Source organism: Pelobacter seleniigenes DSM 18267 (genome assembly GCF_000711225.1).
GTDB lineage: Bacteria > Desulfobacterota > Desulfuromonadia > Desulfuromonadales > Geopsychrobacteraceae > Seleniibacterium > Seleniibacterium seleniigenes.
Genome location: NZ_JOMG01000002.1, coordinates 1,099,532 through 1,120,718, shown reverse-complemented (window position 1 = coordinate 1,120,718; position 21,187 = coordinate 1,099,532). Strand labels below are relative to the sequence as shown.

The window sequence follows — 21,187 nt, the reverse complement described above, 5'->3', positions numbered from 1 at the left end:
TACGATATCGTTGTTTTTACCTCTAATTAACTGATAATATTAGTTTTACCCCGAGGGGGATAGCTCTTGAGCTTAATTGGATAGACAGGGGGATCTAATGTATGACCTCTTAATGACTATAGACAAAAACACCGTCATATTAAATAAGGGTCGTCGATTAAATATTAGTTCAACAAATCTGCCCCTAAAGGATGGCCTTTTTTCTGGAGAGTTTTATTGGAAAGCAAGAGTCATTTACGCAGATGAATCTCGAGGGGTTCTTTATGCTGAGTTTGAAAATTACACTTCAACAGAAGTGGAATTTTATCAAGCACTAGACCTTCCATATGCGTTCAATCAAATTGAATTCTCAAACATCGATAATAAAGAAATTAGTCGATATTTTAAACCGAATCCAAATTTCTTCATTAAAATAGGTGAATCCTGCCAAGGGTTTTATTTTGAAGATGGTGTTACAGTCGACATCCAAATAACTAATAATTGTTTTTCATTATCTGGCAATGATTTGTACCTCAACGCTATTTATAAAGGAGAAGAAATTCGATTTTTTCTTGGGAATTATAGTCCAACTCTCAGAAATGATCGATATATTTTTCTCAAAAGCCATGTTCAGCGAGTGCTTGGTAAAGAATTGTTTGATATCACAGTAATGATGAAAAATGGCAGTTTGTACATTCAATCAGAAGATGTGAATAAAATTTTGACTCTAGACTGCAATGATTCAACACCCGAAAAAATATCTGTTGATCATGTTCACGAGGTTGTTCCGAGTGAGCCTCAATTGTCTTTAGTCGAAAAGCAGATAACACTGCCTATTAAAATATCAAGCTTGGATTTCCAAGATGGTAAGGTCGCCTTTTCTCTGAAATTCAAAAAATATCCTAAAAGTTTTAATGTAGAAATACCAAATACTTATCTTGTTCACGAGTTTAACTATATAAAATCATATTTTTGCACTGCACTAAACAAGAAATCAATCATGGCCGAAATTGATTATCGAGGGAAAGTCGATGAGTTTGGTCTGGCGCATGAAATCGAGATTCTTGCCGCGCGATCCAGTGATATCGACAAGATAGATCCAAATATCATTAAAGAGGCTCAAAAGCTATGCTGTGTTGAGCATCTTCTTGCTGCGCAAAAGGAACCTCTGGCTGACATCAAGGAGGGACTCGAAGGTGTCATTGATAAGGATCTTCTGGAACCAGCAATTTTGATTGATACCCTCATTGAGGTTTTGGAGGTAGTCAAGCATGCTAAGGAATTGAAGTACCTAGCAAGTCGGCACCTCTCTGATTTTTCCCTAAAGTTTGGCCGAAATATTGGCGTCACATCCTTCTTGTTTCTTGTTAAAGGGGCTCATACGTTTTTTTTCATTCTTGAAGCGGTCGATCAGGAGCTGGCGACCTATATCTGGAAGTGCCCACCGACCAATGAAGGGCTTATTGAAAAGGCAAAGGAAGTCGAAAGTCTGGTCGCGTCTTTTGAGGAAAATAAACGAATGAAATATATTCAATCTACACCCGAAGATTTCTACCGGATCAACCATAGATACCAAGATGGAGATCAGGGTTTTCTGGATTGGCAAAATAAGCTGTCTGATCTCCTACAGATATCGTAACTGAGCAGTTATCGGAATTAATATAGAAACTATGGGCTTGGTCTTCTCTTCAGGCTCCAAGGTTGCCCTCCCCTCCGCAGCTTTGGAGCCTTTTTATTTGTTGGTTGCTGAGTTGATTTGTCATATCTTGTAACGTTGATATCCAGTGATAATTTGAGTTTTTAGGAAGGGTCTGCGATTTTGAACGCCGTTGAAATAGAAGAAGCCATATCCTTGTTAGCTGAGCAGGAATTTGATCCTGCTGAGTTTCCGTTTGCTTTTTTGGAGGCATTTGGTAACAAGAAGGCGACGATTGATCGTTTAAGAAGGGGCAACACCAACTCTTCTGATATTGAAGGTGGTTTGCTGCAACGTAACAACATTCACCTGGCTGTTTGTGCCGAGGGGAAGGTTGGTGCCACGCTGGCCGCGCTTCGTGAAAGTTCTGCCACGACCAGGGGGAAAGCCAAGTTTATCTTAGCGACCGACGGGATCACTCTGGAGGCTGAGGAATTAGGCTCCGATGTCGCGCCTATTGTCTGTGCCTATAAAGAATTTCCCGATCATTTTGGTTTTTTCCTGCCCCTGGCTGGTATCTCTACCGTCAAACAAGTCCGCGAAAGTGCCTTCGATATCAAGGCGACCGGGCGGCTAAATCGTCTTTACGTTGAGCTGTTGAAAGATAATCCGGACTGGGGTAAGGCGAGCCGTCAGCACGACATGAATCATTTCATGGCAAGGCTGATTTTCTGTTTCTTTGCGGAAGATACCGAGATCTTCAGCGGGGTGGATCTGTTTACCAGTACCATTAATCAGATGAGTGACCGTGATTCCTCTAATACCCATGAGGTTCTTGGTGAACTCTTCCGGGCGATGAACACCAAATATGCTGATCGTGACAGCGCTAAAATTCCCCGGTGGGCGGATGCCTTCCCCTATGTGAACGGTGGTCTGTTTGCCGGAAGCACAGAGGTGCCGCGGTTCAGTAAAATTGCCCGGTCCTATCTTCAGAGTATTGGCAATCTGGACTGGAAAAAGATCAATCCGGATATCTTCGGCTCAATGATTCAGGCCGTAGCCGATGACGAGGAGCGTGGCGCATTGGGGATGCACTACACGAGCGTTCCCAACATCCTCAAGGTTCTGAATCCGCTCTTTCTGGATGACCTGCGCGAGCAGCTGGAAAAGGCGGGAGACAATGCCCGTATGCTGCTCAATTTACGCAAGCGCATAGCAAAAATCCGCGTGTTTGACCCGGCCTGTGGCTCCGGAAATTTTCTTGTTATTGCCTACAAGGAGATGCGGGCGATTGAAGCGGAGATCAACCAACGGCGCGGTGAATCTCACCAAAAAACTGAAATTCCGATAACCAATTTTCGTGGGATTGAGATAAGAGATTTTGCCGCTGAAATTGCCAGGCTCGCCCTTATTATTGCTGAATATCAGTGTGATGTTCTTTATCGTGGCCAGATGGAAGCTTTGGCAGAGTTTTTGCCGCTAGGTGCGGAGAACTGGATAACGTGCGGTAATGCTTTACGGCTTGATTGGTTGGCTATCTGTCCTCCGAGAGGGAAAGGTGTCAAGCTCGCCGCCGATGATTTGTTCAGTACGCCACTAGACCAAGCAGAAATCGATTTTGAAAATGAAGGTGGAGAAACGTACATCTGCGGCAATCCGCCGTACAAAGGTGGCACCGAACAGGGCGCAGCGCAAAAAGCCGACATGCAGATTTTGTTCAGTGATGATTTCAAAACATGGAAATCTCTTGATTATATCTTGGGTTTTTTTCTGAAGGCACGACGATTTCTTGATGTTGCCAATGCATCAGTAGCTTTTGTAACAACGAACTCTGTTTGTCAGGGAGAGCAAGTTTTTCGTTTCTGGCCGAATATTATTAGGGAGTCTGTTCGAATTAATTTTGCCTTTACCTCTTTCAAATGGAAAAATCTTGCATCTCGAAATGCCGGCGTTACGGTCTGCATTGTAGGGCTATCAAAAAAGAACGGGGCTGTGAAACTATTTGATGGTTATTCCGGCTTGGTTCGTGAAGTAGACAACATAAACGCGTATTTAGTCCCCTACTATGATGTGTACATACAGAATTCAACCAAGCCTATTCAAGGATTGGAACCCGTTGTAAATGGGAGTAAGCCCGCAGACGGAGGGGGACTGGTCTTTTCTGCAGAAGTGGCTAGAAATTTACGAGACAAAGTTACGGACCGAAAAAACGTTATCCGCCCTTTTTTTGGTGCGCATGACGCGATGCATGGGGTGGGTCGATACTGTATTTGGGCAACGTCTGAAGATTACAAAGTTTTGCGAGAGATACCAGCGTTTCAGAGTCGGTTCGCAATTGTTACTGAGATGAGAGAGAAGAGTAACAAAGAACTCACGAAGGAAGGCGCATCCGTTCCATATTCTTTTCAGCAAATTAGGCAAAGTGGAGGGGAAGTCGTTTTTCAGATTCCCAGACATTCTTCCGAGGAACGTGTGTATTATCCTGTCGGGACTCTTCCAGAAGGGGCAATAGTGGGTGACGGTGGCTTTGCTTTCTTTGATCCGCCTCTTTGGAACATTTCAATTTTGGTTTCAAAAATAGCTTTGTGTTGGATTGGAACTGTCTGTGGAAAGATTAAGACAGACTACCGGTTTTCCAACACATTAGGGTGGAATACTCTTCCGGTTCCAAAATTGACTGAAAAGAATAGGGCTGATTTGTCCCGTTGTGCCGAAGATATCCTTTTGGCTCGCGAAGCTCATTTTCCGAAAACGATTGCTGAACTTTACGATCCCGAAAACATGCCAGATGATCTGCGTCGAGCTCATGAACGTAATGATGAAGTTCTCGAACGCATCTATATTGGGCGGCGGTTCAAGAACGATACAGAACGGCTGGAGAAGCTGTTTGATCTTTATACTAAAATGACGGCGGGGAATGCTCCTGCCAAGAAGGGGGGAGCCTGAGCATGGCTGAGTCCAAACATATCCCATCCGTTTCTGTAAACTATGCCTGCAATGGCAGTTCAAAAAAATCCAACGAACTTGGAATGCGGGTGATGCAAGAGCGTGCTTATGAAAAGCGTGGTGAGCAGTACCTGTTGATCAAATCGCCTCCGGCTTCGGGGAAGAGCCGTGCCTTGATGTTTGTTGCACTGGACAAGCTTAACAATCAGGGGGTTAAACAGGCCATTATCGTGGTGCCGGAAAAGGCCATCGGGGCCAGCTTCAATGATGAGCCTTTGTCTAAGTATGGTTTTTATTGGGACTGGGCCGTGCTGCCGAAATGGAACCTGTGTAATGCTCCGGGGGAAGACGGCGGTAAGATCAATTCCGTCAAAGCTTTTCTCGACGGTAGCGATAAGACGCTGGTCTGTACGCATTCTACCTTCCGTTTTGCTGTTGATCGTTTCGGTGTCGAGGTCTTCGATAATTGCTTGGTTGCCATTGATGAATTCCATCATGTCAGCGAAAATCCGGATAATAAGCTGGGAGCCCACCTCGGCCAGTTTATTGCGCGGGGAAGTGCGCATCTTGTGGCAATGACTGGCTCCTATTTTCGCGGCGATGCGGTGGCGGTGCTGGCACCGGAAGACGAAGCAAAGTTTGAGACGGTCACCTATACCTACTATGAACAGCTCAATGGCTATGAATATCTGAAGAAGCTGGATATCGGCTATTACTTCTATTCCGGTTCCTACGCCGACAGCATTCTGGACGTGCTCGATCCGAGCGAAAAGACCATCATCCATATTCCCAATGTAAACTCGCGGGAAAGCACCAAGGACAAGCACAAGGAAGTGGATCATATCATCAATGAACTGGGCTCCTGGCAGGGCGTGGATGAAGATACCGGCTTTCACCTTGTTGAGACTGCTGAGGGCAAAACCTTGCGCATTGCCGATCTGGTGGATGACGAACCGGCGAAGCGAGACAAGGTTGCTGCCGCACTGAAGCGTCCGCAAGAAAAGAACAACCGGGATCATGTTGATATCATCATTGCGCTGGGCATGGCGAAGGAAGGCTTCGACTGGATCTGGTGCGAACATGCGCTGACGATCGGCTATCGTTCCAGTCTGACGGAAATCATCCAAATCATCGGGCGGGCAACGCGGGATGCCAAAGGGAAGACCCATTCCCGCTTTACCAACCTGATTGGCGAACCGGATGCCTCAGAAGCTGCGGTAACCGACGCGGTTAATGACACATTAAAGGCAATTGCCGCCAGCCTGTTAATGGAGCAAGTTCTTGCGCCACGCTTTAACTTCAAGCCCAAGAAGGCTGAATCCGGCCCGACCGAAGGGTTCGATTATGGTGAGGCTGGCTATGACCCTAAGACAACCAATGTCGGGTTTAACGAAGCGCAGGGTGTCTATGAGATCGAAATTAACGGCCTGTCCGAACCCAAGAGCCCAGAGGCTCAGCGGATTTGTCGGGAGGATTTGAACGAGGTCATTACCTCCTTTGTTCAGGATAAGCCCGCTTTGGAGCGCGGCCTGTTTGACAGTACAGAAGCGGGCGGCGAAACCTTGCCGGAAGAGTTGACCCAGGTGCGTATGGGCAAAATCATCAGGGAGAAGTATCCGGAACTTGACGATGACGATTTGGAAGCCATCCGCCAACATGCTATTGCAGCAATAAACCTGACCCAGAAGGCCAAGGGAATTATCAATAAAAACGGCGACGGTGAACCGGGAGCGAATACCGCACTCATTGACGGGGTGCGCAAGTTTGCGATGGATGTTCGCGAACTCGATATCGATCTGATCGACCACATCAATCCGTTTGGTGAAGCCTATGCCATCCTGGCAAAGGCTATGAGTGAAGACAGCCTGAAGCAGGTTGCTGCCGTCATTGCGGCCAAGCGTGTCAATCTGACTCCGGAAGAGGCGCGGGACCTGGCACGGCGTGCTTTGAAATTCAAGCAGGAACGGGGCCGTCTGCCGTCTTTGACTTCCGCCGATGCCTGGGAGAAACGTATGGCCGAAGGGATTGCGTTTTTGGCGCGTATGAAGGCGGAGGCCGGCAATGGCTAAGTCTGTATTTACTGACGAAGATGACGCCCTCTTAGCTGAACTTGGCGTTGAGGTTGAGACAAAAAAGGTTGCGGCTCGGACTCCCCGGGAAGAGCGAATTATTGCCGGGTTTGAAGAGATTCAGCGCTTTGTTGAACAGAACGACCGCTTGCCTTCTTCAACTGAAGGGAATGATATCTTCGAGAGGATCTATGCAACGCGCCTCAATCAGATCAGGTCTCAACAGGAATGCTGTGATCTTCTATCCGAGTTCGATCACCAGGGCCTGCTCGATGGTGATTTTCAGAATGAAGATGTAGACAGCTGCGAACTGACAGATGACGAATTGCTGGAAGAGCTTGGTGTTTCCGTGGGGGCAGAGAGTGACATAACGAAGCTCCGGCATGTGAAGTCCCAGGCAGAGAAGCAGGTCGCTGAGGAAATTGCTAATCGAACGATTTGCGAAGACTTCGACACGTTTAAAAAGCTTTTCGACGCGGTTCAGCAGGATCTGGACACGGGAGACCGCAAGACTCTGAAATTCAGAAAAGATGCAGGGTTCCTAAAAACAGATATAAAGCAGGGTCAATTTTTCATCCTTGGCGGGCAGACCGCGTATGTGGCTGAGGTTGGCGAGCCCATTAAGGCCCCAAATGGGGAGTTTGATGCTCGATTGCGTGTGATCTATTCGAATAAAACCGAAAGCGATATTTTGCTACGCTCAGTTGTCCGGGCTATGTACAAGGATGAAGCCAGCCGCTTGATTTCAGAACCCAACGCGGGGCCGCTATTCTCTGATCTTGCTGAGGATGAAGACCTTGCCAGCGGAACCATTTATGTTCTGAGAAGCAAGTCTACCCATCCGGTCATTACAGAGAATAGAGATGTGATTCACAAGATCGGCGTAACCGGAGGGAAGGTTGAAAAGCGCATTGCTAACGCAAAGCTGGACCCGACCTACCTAATGGCTGATGTCGAAATAGTGGCAACCTACGAGCTTTACAATATCAATCGAACCAGGCTGGAGAAGCTTCTGCATAGGTTCTTTGAAAACGCCAAACTGGACATCAAAATCAATGATCGGTTCGGCCATCCTATTAGTCCTAAAGAATGGTTTCTGGTTCCTCTGTTTATTATTGATGAGGTAGTTGAAAAGATTAAAGACGAGACTTTGGAACAGTTTAGGTACGATGCGGAATCGGTCAGCTTGGTAGCGTTCTCCGGATAAGGTGCGCTAACCTGGAATTTGAATACGAAAATAGTCGGTAAGGGTAAGGAGAGGAAAAGTTTTGTCGACGAAAAAAATGCTTGAGCTGTATCTAAAAATATAGATTTTGGATTATAATTTTATTACAGTTCTGAGTCCTCGAAAATAGCTTATTATGATGGAACGACGATGCCAAGGTCTGAAAAAGAACTCTTAAAATCATTTAGATTAAAGACAAAACCCTTCTTAAATAAAATAGAAAGGAAACTTTCTAATAGTTATGATTTTGTTTTGGAAGAATTTGATTCCTACAATGGTATCCCAGATATGGTTCTTGGGAGCTTTAGTCCGAAGGTTAAGTCAAGGCTTGAAAATAGTACCGTTGATTATAATTGGGTAGGTCCACTTACTAGCTTTAGAAAAAAAGATATTGTCTCAATCTGTGAATTTTCGGAAAAATTCGGTATAAGCAAAAGGAAGGCAACGCAAGTTATTAATCAGTATCAAGTAGCTGGTTATCTTGAGAAAATAGAGTCTTCAACATTTGAGGTTATTAGGGAATATGAGATAATGGCGAAAGCCATTATCTCAATAGAAGGAAAACTAAAAAACTGGCGTAGGGCTGTTTTTCAAGCACAGCGATATAAAAGATTTTCAAATCTTTCTTTTGTTTTGTTGGAAGGGAAATATTCTAACCCTGCTATAGAAAATATTGATCTGTTTAAAAGCGCTAATGTCGGCCTTATAACAATGGAAGACGACAAAGTTGATATAAAGTTCATCCCTGAGTGGGAAGACCTTAGGTTGTCACAATATACAGCAAGAATTCATGAGGCTGCAGTTTCTTCTATTGCTTCAAATGGATAGCTTGTTTAGTAATCTGTTCCATATAGGCAAGTGGTCACTTTTACAATTGATATCGAAAAACATGACTCCTGCATTATCGATTTTTTGGTAAAGGCTCATGGCTTCTGATATCCATTCTTTCAAAGTAGCAACCCGCTGGGCCGTTTCAGGAATAGCGTCTAAAGTCTTGTATTGCTGATACTTGAGAGCAAAGTGTGCTTTGTATAAATCAGGTTGCGAAAAATGGGGTCTTCTTCCTGCCATTAAGACCTTGTCTGAATATTCATTTTGAGTGTATATCTCGCTCCAAATTTTTGGGTGATCATCTTTTATTTCTATTGCGGTGTCATATCTGACCCAATTGAGTAGTCTCGGGAAGTACATCCTTGGGGCAGGGCCTCTCCTCGTTTGGTCGTCGTCTAGAAATTTATCGATAGAGAATCCTCTTGTGTTTTCATACGCTCCGACAGTTATTCTATCAACCGAAATCGCACTAAAAAGTAGTCCTTCTGTTCCAGCATAGCCGCATAAAACCTCTAAGCCTGTTTCCTTCAATTCTTGCACAAAACTAAAATGTGCATACAGTTTTTCGAAATTCATTATCTGTTTAGTTGTTTCGTTATGACTTACTAATAGATAGATTCCGCTGATTTCTGGATAGCTTGTGACCCAGTTAAGCAGTTGCGTTCTGTATTCGACATCAAGGGCCATAGTTGAAGTTATTGGCAATGTTAAAAAAATTGGGTTAGCCAGTTTTTTCATGTTGATAACTTCAAGAAACGGTTCGACAGTGAACGCTTTCTGCTTCTCAATATAGTCGGTTAGTAAGTCGTTATGAAAGCGAGCAGGTATTATTATGCCTTCAAAGCCATTTATGGTTTGGAAATCAATGCATTGTTTAGCAGATTCGTGTGCAATAGACGCATAGTCAATTGTGGAAAATCCATCCATTAAAGTTTCTGGAAAGAATGGATAAGTGGTAAATTTCTTTTTTTGAGAATCTGGGACGTAGAATTGAGGATCAAATAAACTATTTTCCTTTATGGCTTTATTTGTTGATTCTATTGTTTTTTTTGGATAATGGACAGGGCTGAATATAATACCGTCTCCTACTTGGTCCTTAGTAATGCTTTCTATGTTCCAGTTAGTGTTGTGTCCGGCTTGATGATAGATTTTCATATTGCCCCCTTAGCAGTTTTTAGCTGTTTTATAATGTCCTCTGCTATTCTAAATCTCTTATAAGGTTGTATTTCGAGAAGCTTTGAAATTAGCGTAAATATTTGACCATTGTTTATGCAGGATGCACTAAAATCAATGGTACCTTTTGAATTCATTTTTCTTATCACAAAGTCTAGACCGTCGACCTCGACATCTCCATATGGATATCGTCCTGTCAGGATTAGGTAGCCGATTACGCCAATAGAAAACTGATCAGATTTGTAGGAAATTTCAGTTTTTTTGTTTAGTAGTTGCTCTGGTGCAGCAAATCTTGGCGTGCATGGCGTGTGAAAAAATGGCGATGTTATGTCTCTGGTGCCTGGGTTGAGGCTTTTTGCTATGCCGAGATCAATAATTGTTGGAGTGAGATCTTTCCTGATCAATATATTGTCTGGTTTTAGGTCTCTATGAATTATTTTCTTTTCCCATAAAAGAGCAAGCCCTATTACTAGATTATTGAGAAAATCTATAAAGATAGGCTCTTCTCTTAGTTTTGGGAGAACCACCTTCCATGAAATATTTTCAATATACTCTTCGACGGTATAGATAAAGGGAGTAGGGTTCAACTTAATAAATTCAGCAGCTTTGGCGGCGTCTTCGCCAATGAGGTGGTCATGATAATTTTCAAGGTTCTCTCTTGTTATAAAAGATATCTTATGGATTTTTGGAAATAATGGTGAGTTTAAACTGGATAATATTTTAAATTCTCTTTGAATTCGAGCTACATTTGATTCAATAGCTGGTGTTATTTTTATAACAACTTTGGTTCCTTTTTGATCTCCAAGATAGGCAGTTCTTTGTCCTGAAGTTTTTAATTTATTTATTATTTTAAAGTTGAAACCAAAATAAACTAAAATATCATTTATATGTTCATCCATTATAATTCCTTATTGAAAAAGACATCATCGTACTATCATCATCAACACCTTTTATTTCAAGATAAGATTTTATTGTTTCTGATAGTAGATTTGAAGATTCACATATTTTACATAAATATTTAAATTGATCATTTTCTAATGATTTATAGACTCCATCAGTTACCAGTATTAGGGATTCTATTGAGTCTCTTTTTACTATATTGTTCTTAATTTTAAGTTCTCTATTTGAAATTATTGCAGATGTAATAATATTTGCGTGATCTTTAATTCCATATTGACTTGAAAGTGTTTGGTCTGTTGTTTGAAAAAAAATATCTTTTTCTTTAAATAGGAAAAGACGAGAATCTCCAGTGTGAAATATATTTATAAATTCATCATCAATAAAAGCAACTGTTAAAGTAGTTCCAATTTCGCTTTCAATATTATAATATTTTTTTATTTTTTCAAGTCTACTTCGAATCTTTGGAAACGTATTCAACACGTCATCTTTAGAAATATTCCCATCAAGATTTATCTCTGCTAGGCAATCAATTGCAGCTTGTGAAGCCTTTGTCCCAAATGGTAACCCCCCTATCCCATCAGCGACAGCTAATAAAAATTTATTTTTAAAAGATGAAAAAATGTAATTATCCTGATTTGGGTCGTTCGAACTTATAGAAAAACAACCAAAATCATACTCGTTTAATATTTCATCTAAAAGCGTGGTTTTATTTCTGGAAATAGTTTTCATTGTGCTTTCCATTTAATTTTGGTGAATCTATTGGTTAGATTGTTTATCCAAGTTTTCTTGCAAGATCCTCTGCCTTCAAATGGGTGTATCGCTTCAGCATTTGAAGGGTTTTGTGGCCGGATATGCTTGCTACTTCCATAGGATTTAATCCTTTTTCAAATAGCCTGGAACATGCTTCATGTCTTAAATCATGCCAACGAAGGTCCTCAATTTTTAACTTTTCGCATGTTTCACGAAAAGTTTTACTGACATGAGCACCAGTGACTCCAAAAACTTTACCATCAATTCTGCGAGGAAGTTTGCTCAGTACGTTGACTGCTTTAGATGAAAGAGGAACATTTCGAGGTTCACTATTTTTGGTTTCCGGCAGATAGGCAACCCGGCGAGTTAAGTTAACATCCCTCCATTCAAGAGAAAGTAGCTCTCCTTGCCTCATTGCGGTTTCCAAGGCAATTTGAAACAATGGCTTCAAGGTGAGCCCTAAGGAAGCTAACAGCAGTTCTTCTTCGCCAGGAAGTAAGCGACGATCACGCCCTTTGGGCATTTTGGGACGAGAGACTTTGGCGATTGGATTGTCGAGTGACTCCATCCCCCATTCCTTATGGGCAACATTGAACAGATTTGACAGGAGAATCAATTCGTTGTTGACGGTATAGGGGCTTTTTCCTTCTGCAAGGCGGCGATCGCGATATTTTGCAATATCGGTGCTGCGGATGGTAGACAGAAAGCGGCTGGCGAGGTTGGACCGTTTGAATAGGTTGATCCGGTTTGTTTCCTGTGCGGCACCTTTTTTGTGTGGGGTTTTTTCACGCAGATAGCGATCCAGGGCCTCATCTAGGGTTGTGTTTTCAGCTTCCTTTCTTGAAACGAAAATACCGTCATCCATTTCCGTTTCGATCTTCCTGGCCCAACGAGCAGCGTCTTCGTATGTTTCGAACGTTTTGACTTGTTTCGGCCAGCCCCGACGTCTGATTTTAACCTGCCACTGATACGGTCCGCGTTTGTTGATTGATGCCAAAATACTCTCCCTGGAAAACTGCGAGTGTCCCAAAATTGTCCCAATTATGTCATAAAGGAGTACCTTGTGCTAGTAGGAAAAACAAAAGGTTACAGCCTTTTAGACCGTAACCTTTTGTTTTTATTGGCTTGGCGGAGGTAGATGTGAATCGAACACACCAGGGACGGGATACGCCCCCCATCGGTTTTGAAGACCGTGAGCCTCACCAGAGGGCTGACTACCTCCTTAGCACGATCATTGGGATACTACGGGCAATCAGTAATTTTCTCAATACGCAAATTTTTGTCGATTTGTTTGCTCAATAGCTGAGAGCAGCTCCGGGGCCGAGGATTTGGACATCGATCCGTTCGCCTTGGTCGAAGTCGCTCTTATCTTCTGGAAGTATGGTTAATCCCTGGGTCGCTGCCAGAGTACTGAGAATCCCGGTCCTCTGGTCACCGGCTCCGGTGGCACATAATTCACCATGCTCATTGATGCTGAGAAGCAGGCGAATAATCTGCACCTGGCCGACTTTTTTACTGATGGGAGCGGTCAAGCGGGCTTTGAGGGTGGTGCGGAACAGTTGTTTGTGTCCCATCATCTTCAACAACGCGGGGCGAACCAGAACTTCGAATAGCAGCATGGTCGCAACGGGGTTTCCGGGCAGAGAAAAGACCGGGGTCTGGTCGGCCAGGCCGAAGGCGGTCGGTTTGCCGGGGCGTACTTTAATCTGCCAGAATTGCTCTTTGACGCCGCATTCGGCCAGAACTTCACGGACCAGGTCGCGGTCACCAGCCGAGACGCCGGCCGAAGTGATCAGTGCGTCGGCTTTGAGCCCCTGGAGGATTTTTTCTTTCAGGCTGTCTTTATTGTCACGGGCAATCCCGAGTAGCAGCGGGATGGCGTGGATTTCCTTCAATGCGGCTGCCAGTCCCCAGGTGTTGCTGTTGACGACCCCGCCGTTGAAATAAGGCTCTTCCAGTTCCTGCAGTTCATCGCCGGTGGCCAAAATAGCAACCCGGGCACGGCGGTGAACCGGGAGGGAGGACATGCGCAAGGCGGCCAGCAGATTGACCTGGGCCGGGCTTAACACCGTACCTGCGGACATAACTTTCTGGCCGGGGAGGACATCTTCACCCTGGCGGCGAACATTGGCGCCGGCCTTGACCGCTTTGAGGATGGTGACCCGCCCGTCCTGCTCGCGACAGTTTTCAATCGGTACAACCGAGTCCGCACCTTTCGGCAAGGGGGCACCGGTCATGATTTTGCAGGCTGTTGCCGGACGAAGTTCGGCGCCGGGAATTTTCCCGGCCGGGATATAATCGCTGACGGGCAGGGTATCGGTGCCGCTGATATCGGCATAGCAGAAGGCAAAACCATCCATGGCTGAATTGTCAAATGCGGGTAACGCATGATCGGCGATCAAGTCATCCGCGACCGCCCTGCCGACCACGTCCAGCAGCGGGTCTTTCTGCGCTGGCAGGGGGGCAATGGTTGACAGTACGTGTTGAATTGCTTGTTCAAGGGACAGCGACATGGTGGCTCCTGCGGTGGGTGGAATTACGCTTTTTAAAACTGTAACAAATTGAAATCTGCCCTGGATATTATCAGAAAATATGCTCAAGCGGCCACGATAACTTGTTCTTTTGGCAGGCTGTTGAAAAACGTTTTGCTGAGCCTATGGCTGGGGCAGCTCAAACTCTGATTTGTCAGGACGGGAATCGATTCCTCCAGGCCAGCGGGTTGTTGCAACCGCAGCGAGCCACGCGGGAGTTGCACCGGGTTACAGTGGGGTGGCGTTAAATCCAGCCGAGGACTTTCCACCAGAAATAATCGAGTGGCAACAGCACCAGCAGTGTTGCCAGCACAATGATGAGCAGCGGTTGGACCACCCTGGCCATGCGTTCTCCGGACAGTTGCATGGCGACGACGATCGGCGGTGCCTGGTAGGGCAGAAGGACCGTGGAAAAACTGATCACCTGCATCATCAGCACGGCCTTGATGGAGAATCCGGTCGCCTGGGCGATTTCCCCGGCAAGGGGGGTCATGACCGCCGGGATGCCCGGGAGAGTGGTGAACAGGCCGACCGTAGATGAGGCAAAAACAAGGGACAGGAAATTGACAAAAGGGCTGCCGCTGTCAAGGGGCAAGGCCGCAATCAGCGCGTGGCCGAGGGTGTTGCCGAGTCCGGAATCGGCAATCAGGCTGCCCAGACCGAGAATCCCGGCAATGAAAAACAGCGAGGCATAATTGATCTGGGTGTTGAAGGATTTTCCTTCCACAATACCGACCTTGGGCAAAAGCAGAAAAACCGCCCCAACCAGAGCCACCCAGGCCGGTGAGATATGATGGATAAAGTCGCTGGCCCAGAGCGCCACCAAGACCGTCAGAGTGACTGCCAGGATGCGTTGGTTAGAGGTCAACCTGCTTTGCCCCGCTGCGGACTGGCTTTCGGGGACGGTCGGGAGTCTGTCCGGATACAGGCGCAGAAGCGTGACACTGATAATCGCCAACTTGAGCAGCCCGAGGATAGGGAAATGGAGCAGCAGGTACTCACCGAACATGATCTTTTCATGAAACTGGGTTTCGGCGAGGCCGGACAGCACCATGTTAGGAACATTGGCGGGGAGAATGGAAAAAGCGGGGATAAAAGAACTGAACACGGTCGATAAGAAGATAGCGGTACGGCCATTAGAGCCTTTTTTGAAACCAAAATGATCGGCCAGTGCCAGGGCAATCGGGGTGAGCAGGATGATCCGGCCCATGGAAGACGGCATGATAATGGCAAACCCGAAGCCGACCAGACCCATTCCTAAAATCAACAGTGTGTAACTTTGGTTCAGCTTGCGACTCAGCCGTCCGGCAATCAGTTGCCCCAGGCCGGTTTGACGGATGGCCACCCCCAGTATCAATCCGCCGAAAACCAGCCATAAGGCTGTTGACTGGAAACCGGAAAAAATGACCTCCGGAGCGGAAATTTTGAATAGCATGGCGAGCAGGAAAAATAGCAGCGCCGTCAGATATTCGGGCAGTCCTCCCGAAGCGAACAGGCTGATGGTAATCAGTGCCAGCCCGGCCGCTTTGCTCTGCTCCGGGGTCAGAATCAGAGTGGGGAAAAGAATCAGCAGCGTACCGCAGAGCAGCGTTGGGATAAGCAGGAGTCGGATGAGATCCCGGGGGGACGGCTTCATGTCTGTCTCTCGTATTGAAGAATTGCTGCTCGAGTATGGTCAGTTAATAAGCTCAATCATATCGCCTGGCTGGAGAACGCCACCTTCCAGAACCTTGGCAAAGATACCTTCCTTGGGCATGACGCAATCGCCCGCTTGATAATAGATTGCGCAGCGGTTATGGCATTCCTTGCCGATCTGGGTGACCTCAAGCAATGCTTCGCCGATCCGCAGTTGCGTGCCGATGGGCAGATGGGGCAGGTCGATCCCTTCCGTGGTCAGGTTTTCGGCAAAATCGCCGTTGTCCACATCCAGGCCCAGCGCCCGCATTTTATCGATGCTCTCCTTGGCCAGCAGACTGACCTGACGGTGCCAGTTCCCGGCATGGGCGTCGCCGACAATGCCGTGATTCGGGCGCAATTCCACCTGGGGAACTGGAGTTTTGCGTTCACCTTTGTTGTGACTGACACAAACCGCGCGTAGTTGCTGAAGCATTTCATCCTCCGATGCTTGCCATGCTGAATGGGCTTTGGGAAGGCTCATCAATGGCAAAATGATGTTGTGATGGTTTCTCGTTGATAACGTCATGTAAAATTGCCCGAAGCTGTGAAACCGGCAGTTGCAGGAAGGGTTTCAGATCGACGGCCCGTTCGCTGAGCAGGCAGCTTTTAGCCAGACCGTCGGAGGTGACTCGAATTCGATTGCAGGAACCGCAGAAGTGGTCGCTCATGGGGGTGATAATACCGAGGGTTCCTTTGGCCCCGCGGATCCGATAGGGTTTGGCCGGTCCGCAATAGCGGCCGCCGGACAGTTCCTCCAACTGGTGATGCTTGCCTAACAGCGCCAGGATATCCGCCCCGCTGACCAGGTGCTTGCGCCAACTGGTTTCCCTGATGGTCGGCATATATTCGATAAAGCGGATCGACCAGGGGTTTCCCAGTCCCAGCTCGGCGAATGTGAGAATCTCCTGGTCATTGACTCCGCGCATAACGACCATATTCAGTTTTATTTTGAGCCCCACAGCCTGAGCCTTGTCCAAACCGAGCAGGACCTGGCTCAGGGAGCCGCCGCGAGTGATGGCGGCAAACGTGTCCTCCTTTAGGCTGTCAAGGCTGACGTTCAGGGTATGGATGCCGGCCTCTTTTAACGCGGCTGCGTATTTGTGCAAGAGAAGGCCGTTGGTGGTCAGGGCTACCTCCTCAATGCGAGGCAGTTGTGCCAGACGGCCGATGAAATCAAGAGCACCTTTGCGCACCAGGGGCTCGCCGCCGGTCACACGAACTTTGCGAATTCCCAGCTCGGTTGCCGCAGTGACGATGTGCAGCAACTCTTCATAACTGAGAGTTTCGCTGTGGGATTGTTCCGGAACTCCCTCTGCCGGCATGCAATAACGGCAGCGGAGATTACAGCGATCGGTAATGGATAAGCGCAGATAATTAACTTTGCGCCCATATTTATCCTGCATCTCGGCCATCTGCTTTCAAACCTTCCTTCATCAAAATGAAAAGGCTCTGCAATGTTCGCTTTCCCCCGGTTGCCAAGGCCGATAGCGAACTGCGGAAAAAGAGACGATCAGCGGATCATACATCGATTCCCGCTGCTAGCCAAGATCTGATCATCCCCTGCGAGATGGCCCGAGGCATGTTGTTGGGTGGCGCTCATCAGGATTCCTTATCGCATAAGAGCTTTTGGGGATAATTTATTGTTCCTTAGTCATAAGAGAAATTAATAAGGCCTGTTCATGATCTGTTTTCTCTGCCCTGATTATTCGTTAATTACAGCTATAAATGCGTCATTTACGGTCCTGATTTTACCTTTCAAAAACAATGTAACATATTGGAAATAATACCAAACATTGCATATAAGAAAATCTTATGAGGGTATGAGTTTTGTATATAATCGTTTTTTCTGAATATTACGGTAAAAAGCTATTGAAATGAAATTGATGCAATGATACAGAAAGATCGATATCTGAATATTTATATCACTAAAGATATTAGAAGACACATGTCTTGTGTCGAAAATCCATCAATGGAGAAGGAGTAGTGACCATGAACTGGAAAAAGATTTTGCTGGTAAGTTTGATCCTCTCTGCTTTTTGCATCAGCAGTGTTATGGCTGTTGAGGGAGGCAATTCCCGTAAAGGCAAGCACCTGTTCAAAAAGAACTGTAAATCCTGCCACGATACCGGCGGAGAAGGCGGTGCACTGACTCCGTTGACCAAAACCATGGGGCAATGGGATCGTTTTTTCGAAAAGCAGGACCATCCAGGCGATTTGTTCAAATCGATGTCTGAAAAAGATCTCAAAGATATCAACCAGTTCCTTTATGACCATGCGGCTGACTCACCGTCGCCTGAAACCTGCGGCTAATTTCAGGGTTTAAGTCTCTAATCTTGCTTTTTTATTTTCATTTGGAGGATTTCTGCATGAAGAAGAGTATCTTAGTACTGCTGACGATCCTGCTGGTCGTACCCAACATGTTGCTGGCTGCCACGCCGACGATCGAGGATCTCCAGAAACAGATTTCCGATATCGCTAAAGAACTTGATGAACTCTCCAATCGGGTTGATAAGCCGGAGCGTCACGCCGCTCTCGACCGGATCAATTTCTATGGTGATTTGCGCAATACCGTTGATAGTGTCCATTACAAAAATCTGGTCTATAGCCCGGGGATCAAGATGAATTACCCGGGTGCCGGGATCATCAATGTCCCGATGTCCGCTGGACCGAAAGAGTCGGATCTCAATAACGATGTCCTTTATACCACTCGCCTGCGCCTTGGAATGAAAGCCAAAATTGCCGAGAATATGAATTTTTCCGGTCGTTTGACCATGTACAAAAACTGGGGAGATTCAACGACTACCAAGGTTTTCGATTCCTGGAATGCTTTCACCATGGACGGGACAGACAGTGGCAGCACTTCCGGTGACTGGCTGCGGGTAGAACGGGCCTTTTTCGACTGGAAGGATATCGGCGGCAGCAATTTCTATCTCTCCATTGGTCGCCGGCCCTCAACCTACGGTCCGCCGACCAACTTCCGTGAAAATGAGCTGCGCGGCGGAACACCAAGTGGTCATCTGGTCAACTTTAACTTTGACGGTGTGACGATCGGTTATCATTTGAGCGAGCTCACCGGTGTCGAAGGTCAGACCGTGCGGTTCTGTTATGGCCAGGGCTTTGAATCCGAATTGGGTAATGGCTCCCTGTTTAATGATGATATTACCGCCAATCTGGAAGATACTCATTTAGGCGGCTTCAACATCGATGTGTTTAACGATGGGCAGACTTTTGTTCAGGCCACTTTATTCCGGGCTCAAAATGTTGTTGACGGCTTTAAGGGTACTTTTGCTTTCCCGACACAGATGATGGCGCAATTTGCGCCGACAATATATGGAGATGGGCAAAATTTTAAAAACATGAACTTTGAAGTTCGTTACACCCCGACAACGGTTATCGGGGATATTAACCTGGCCGCATTAGGTTTTAGCCGTGAAGAAGACAACGGCTTCGTCTGGTTTGGTTCTCTTGCTTGGACGCAACTTAATCCTAATGGCAAGGCAGGAATGTTCGGCGGGATGGGGACTAGCGCAGTTTATACTTTTGATGGCGACGGAAACATCGACTCAATTACCGCTGAAGACGATAAAACTCAAAACGGCTACGGTGTCTATGTCGGGATCCAGGTGCCGGCACCAATGGGCAAATTCGGTTTGGAATACAACTATGGCTCAAAATACTGGACACCCTTTACCCAGGCCCAGGATGATGTGGTTGGCAGCAAGCTGGCAACCCGTGGCCATGCTGGCGAAGCATACTATATCTTTGATATCAACAGTAATGCCTTCCTGAGAATCGGCGCCATCTATTATGACTACCAGTATTCGGGGAGCGGCTCTCCGGTCGGCAAACCGGAAAAGGTTTCCGATATTCAGGATGGAAAAGCCTACTCCCTGCTGCCCGTGGCTGACACGGCCTGGGATGCCTACGCCAAGCTGACCATGAAGTTCTGATATTCGGGTGACCGATGCAGCTTGAGGGGAGATGGCTCCGACTTTCTCCCCTCTTTTTAGAACTTAATATATCTTAAAGTCTGAATATTTGATTAATCATATAAGGGTGGATTATGAAAAAGATATTACTCGCAATTTCTGCCATCATGCTGCTCAGTGTCACGGCATATGCGGCGGACCATAGCAAATTTCTCAAAGGGGATTTTAAAGACGCGACCGAGGTCACCAAAGCCTGCCTTAAGTGTCACAAGGACGAAGCCGTTGATTTCATGAAAACCCCTCACTGGACCTGGGAGCGTGAGCAGGTTGTTGACGGCAAGAAGGTGAAGCTCGGCAAGATCAATGCGATCAATAACTTCTGTACCACCACCTCCAGCAACAGGGTTCATTGTAGCGAATGTCATGCCGGCTATGGCTGGAAAGATGAAAATTTTGATTTTGCCGATAAGACCAGGGTCGATTGCCTGATCTGTCACGATACCACCGGAACCTATCACAAAGACGGCGACAATTCCGGCTGGCCGAAAGAAGAAGTCAACCTGGGTGAAGCCGCCCGGAGCGTCGGCTTGCCAGTGCGCCAGAACTGTACTTCCTGTCATGCTCTTGGTGGCGGGGGGAATAATGCCAAGCATGGCGATATCGGCCTGGTGCTCGATTATCCGGATCGCTCCATTGATATCCACATGGACTCTGACGGCAATGATTTTCAATGCCAGACCTGCCATGAAACCCAAAAACACAATATTACTGGCGCCAACATGGCGACGTCTCCTGATGGCTTCAATGCGATCGGTTGCGACAAATGCCATGGTGAAGAGCCGCACAAAGAGTCACGGCTGAATGCCCACACCGCACGGGTGGCCTGCCAGACCTGTCATATCCCTTATTACGCCAAGGAAGATGCGACGCAAATGGATTGGGACTGGTCGACGGTTGGTCTTGACAAGGCCCCTGCCGGAGTGGATGGCAAAGTCGTCAGATACAAGAAATCGGTGGGTACGCAAATTTGGAAAACCGACCAGGTGCCGTCCTATGCCTGGTTCAACGGCAAAGCCGGAGTTTCTCTGGTCGGCGATAAGATCGATCCGAATGTGGTGACCAAGTTGGCTTATCCGCTGGGCGATATCAACGATAAAAGCGCCAAGATTCACCCCTTTAAAATTCATACCGGCAAACAGGCCTACGACACCAAATATAACTATTTTGTTGCGACCCATGTTTATGGGGAAGACGGCCTGTGGAGCACCTTTGATTGGGATAAATCGATCAAAATCGGGATGAAGGTCAAAGATATGCCTTACAGTGGCAAGTACGGTTTTGCCCCGACCGAAATGTACTGGCGCATCGACCATATGGTCGCTCCGGCTGATCAGGCACTTGGCTGTCTTGACTGCCATGGCGACAACGGCCGCCTCGATTGGACCGCCCTGGGTTATCCCGGTGACCCGATGAGAGGAATGGCCGCTAAGTAGGTTGTTGCAGGACTGGAGAGAGAAAATAGGATTGATTGTTATGGCAGG

16 protein-coding genes and 1 tRNA gene are annotated in these 21,187 nt (G+C 46.7%); 8 read left to right on the top strand and 9 right to left on the bottom strand.

Annotated elements, in window-relative coordinates:
* Positions 1 to 97: 97 nt before the first annotated feature.
* The 5 genes from N909_RS0107850 (at position 98) to N909_RS0107830 (ending at position 8,683) form a co-directional block, all read left to right on the top strand.
* Positions 98 to 1,618, top strand: coding sequence for a hypothetical protein (locus N909_RS0107850; protein WP_029913818.1), 1,521 nt, complete (start codon positions 98 to 100; stop codon positions 1,616 to 1,618).
* A gap of 180 nt (positions 1,619 to 1,798) precedes the next feature.
* A complete protein-coding gene (locus N909_RS0107845) occupies positions 1,799 to 4,561 on the top strand; it encodes a class I SAM-dependent DNA methyltransferase (RefSeq protein WP_029913816.1) in 2,763 nt (920 codons plus the stop codon).
* 2 nt (positions 4,562 to 4,563) lie between these two features.
* The gene (locus N909_RS0107840) at positions 4,564 to 6,630 is read left to right on the top strand and encodes a DEAD/DEAH box helicase (protein WP_029913813.1); all 2,067 of its coding nucleotides are present in this window, start codon (positions 4,564 to 4,566) and stop codon (positions 6,628 to 6,630) included.
* Positions 6,623 to 7,837, top strand: coding sequence for a GIY-YIG nuclease family protein (locus N909_RS0107835; RefSeq protein WP_029913810.1), 1,215 nt, complete (start codon positions 6,623 to 6,625; stop codon positions 7,835 to 7,837). The genes N909_RS0107840 and N909_RS0107835 overlap by 8 nt, the downstream gene beginning before the upstream one ends.
* Positions 7,838 to 8,005: 168 nt before the next feature.
* Entirely contained in the window at positions 8,006 to 8,683 is a 678-nt protein-coding gene (locus N909_RS0107830; RefSeq protein ID WP_029913808.1) for a hypothetical protein, read from the top strand.
* Here N909_RS0107830 and N909_RS0107825 read toward each other — a convergent pair.
* From N909_RS0107825 to moaA, 9 genes are all read right to left on the bottom strand, one after another.
* Positions 8,672 to 9,841, bottom strand: coding sequence for a hypothetical protein (locus N909_RS0107825; RefSeq protein WP_029913804.1), 1,170 nt, complete (start codon positions 9,839 to 9,841; stop codon positions 8,672 to 8,674). The two genes, N909_RS0107830 and N909_RS0107825, sit on opposite strands and share 12 nt — an antisense overlap.
* Positions 9,838 to 10,758, bottom strand: a complete 921-nt coding sequence (locus tag N909_RS0107820) for a protein kinase domain-containing protein (RefSeq protein ID WP_029913803.1) — start codon at positions 10,756 to 10,758, stop codon at positions 9,838 to 9,840. Before N909_RS0107820 ends, N909_RS0107825 begins: the two co-directional genes overlap by 4 nt.
* Positions 10,751 to 11,488 (bottom strand): PP2C family protein-serine/threonine phosphatase, encoded by a 738-nt coding sequence (locus tag N909_RS0107815; protein WP_029913802.1) that lies wholly within the window; start codon positions 11,486 to 11,488, stop codon positions 10,751 to 10,753. The genes N909_RS0107820 and N909_RS0107815 overlap by 8 nt, the downstream gene beginning before the upstream one ends.
* 43 nt (positions 11,489 to 11,531) lie before the next feature.
* Positions 11,532 to 12,506 (bottom strand): tyrosine-type recombinase/integrase, encoded by a 975-nt coding sequence (locus N909_RS0107810; RefSeq protein WP_029913799.1) that lies wholly within the window; start codon positions 12,504 to 12,506, stop codon positions 11,532 to 11,534.
* A gap of 129 nt (positions 12,507 to 12,635) precedes the next feature.
* Positions 12,636 to 12,731: transfer RNA gene (locus N909_RS25640), tRNA-Sec, on the bottom strand.
* Between the two features lie 73 nt (positions 12,732 to 12,804).
* Positions 12,805 to 14,022: a molybdopterin molybdotransferase MoeA gene (locus tag N909_RS0107805; protein ID WP_029913797.1), complete on the bottom strand. Its 1,218-nt coding sequence runs from the start codon at positions 14,020 to 14,022 to the stop codon at positions 12,805 to 12,807.
* Between the two features lie 262 nt (positions 14,023 to 14,284).
* Positions 14,285 to 15,676 (bottom strand): SLC13 family permease, encoded by a 1,392-nt coding sequence (locus N909_RS0107800; RefSeq protein WP_029913794.1) that lies wholly within the window; start codon positions 15,674 to 15,676, stop codon positions 14,285 to 14,287.
* A gap of 39 nt (positions 15,677 to 15,715) precedes the next feature.
* Positions 15,716 to 16,150 (bottom strand): MOSC domain-containing protein, encoded by a 435-nt coding sequence (locus tag N909_RS0107795; protein ID WP_029913793.1) that lies wholly within the window; start codon positions 16,148 to 16,150, stop codon positions 15,716 to 15,718.
* A gap of 1 nt (position 16,151) precedes the next feature.
* Positions 16,152 to 17,129, bottom strand: a complete 978-nt coding sequence (gene moaA, locus N909_RS0107790) for a GTP 3',8-cyclase MoaA (RefSeq protein ID WP_029913780.1) — start codon at positions 17,127 to 17,129, stop codon at positions 16,152 to 16,154.
* A 640-nt stretch (positions 17,130 to 17,769) separates the two neighbouring features.
* Between moaA and N909_RS0107785 the strand changes: the two genes are divergently transcribed.
* The 3 genes from N909_RS0107785 (at position 17,770) to N909_RS0107775 (ending at position 21,139) form a co-directional block, all read left to right on the top strand.
* Complete coding sequence (locus N909_RS0107785) at positions 17,770 to 18,027, top strand: c-type cytochrome (protein WP_342672702.1); 258 nt, start codon at positions 17,770 to 17,772, stop codon at positions 18,025 to 18,027.
* Between the two features lie 56 nt (positions 18,028 to 18,083).
* Positions 18,084 to 19,667 (top strand): DUF3373 family protein, encoded by a 1,584-nt coding sequence (locus N909_RS0107780; protein ID WP_029913775.1) that lies wholly within the window; start codon positions 18,084 to 18,086, stop codon positions 19,665 to 19,667.
* Between the two features lie 113 nt (positions 19,668 to 19,780).
* Positions 19,781 to 21,139, top strand: a complete 1,359-nt coding sequence (locus N909_RS0107775) for a tetrathionate reductase family octaheme c-type cytochrome (RefSeq protein ID WP_029913772.1) — start codon at positions 19,781 to 19,783, stop codon at positions 21,137 to 21,139.
* Positions 21,140 to 21,187 lie beyond the last annotated feature (48 nt).

Coding starts and splice junctions, on each gene's coding strand:
- N909_RS0107800 (WP_029913794.1), bottom strand. CDS start 15,676: ATGAAGCCGTCCCCCCGGGATCTCATCCGACTCCTGCTTATCCCAACG.
- N909_RS0107805 (WP_029913797.1), bottom strand. CDS start 14,022: ATGTCGCTGTCCCTTGAACAAGCAATTCAACACGTACTGTCAACCATT.
- N909_RS0107835 (WP_029913810.1), top strand. CDS start 6,623: ATGGCTAAGTCTGTATTTACTGACGAAGATGACGCCCTCTTAGCTGAA.
- N909_RS0107825 (WP_029913804.1), bottom strand. CDS start 9,841: ATGAAAATCTATCATCAAGCCGGACACAACACTAACTGGAACATAGAA.
- N909_RS0107780 (WP_029913775.1), top strand. CDS start 18,084: ATGAAGAAGAGTATCTTAGTACTGCTGACGATCCTGCTGGTCGTACCC.
- N909_RS0107840 (WP_029913813.1), top strand. CDS start 4,564: ATGGCTGAGTCCAAACATATCCCATCCGTTTCTGTAAACTATGCCTGC.
- N909_RS0107850 (WP_029913818.1), top strand. CDS start 98: ATGTATGACCTCTTAATGACTATAGACAAAAACACCGTCATATTAAAT.
- N909_RS0107775 (WP_029913772.1), top strand. CDS start 19,781: ATGAAAAAGATATTACTCGCAATTTCTGCCATCATGCTGCTCAGTGTC.
- N909_RS0107830 (WP_029913808.1), top strand. CDS start 8,006: ATGCCAAGGTCTGAAAAAGAACTCTTAAAATCATTTAGATTAAAGACA.
- N909_RS0107795 (WP_029913793.1), bottom strand. CDS start 16,150: ATGCTTCAGCAACTACGCGCGGTTTGTGTCAGTCACAACAAAGGTGAA.
- N909_RS0107820 (WP_029913803.1), bottom strand. CDS start 10,758: ATGGATGAACATATAAATGATATTTTAGTTTATTTTGGTTTCAACTTT.
- N909_RS0107785 (WP_342672702.1), top strand. CDS start 17,770: ATGGCTGTTGAGGGAGGCAATTCCCGTAAAGGCAAGCACCTGTTCAAA.
- N909_RS0107815 (WP_029913802.1), bottom strand. CDS start 11,488: ATGAAAACTATTTCCAGAAATAAAACCACGCTTTTAGATGAAATATTA.
- moaA (WP_029913780.1), bottom strand. CDS start 17,129: ATGGCCGAGATGCAGGATAAATATGGGCGCAAAGTTAATTATCTGCGC.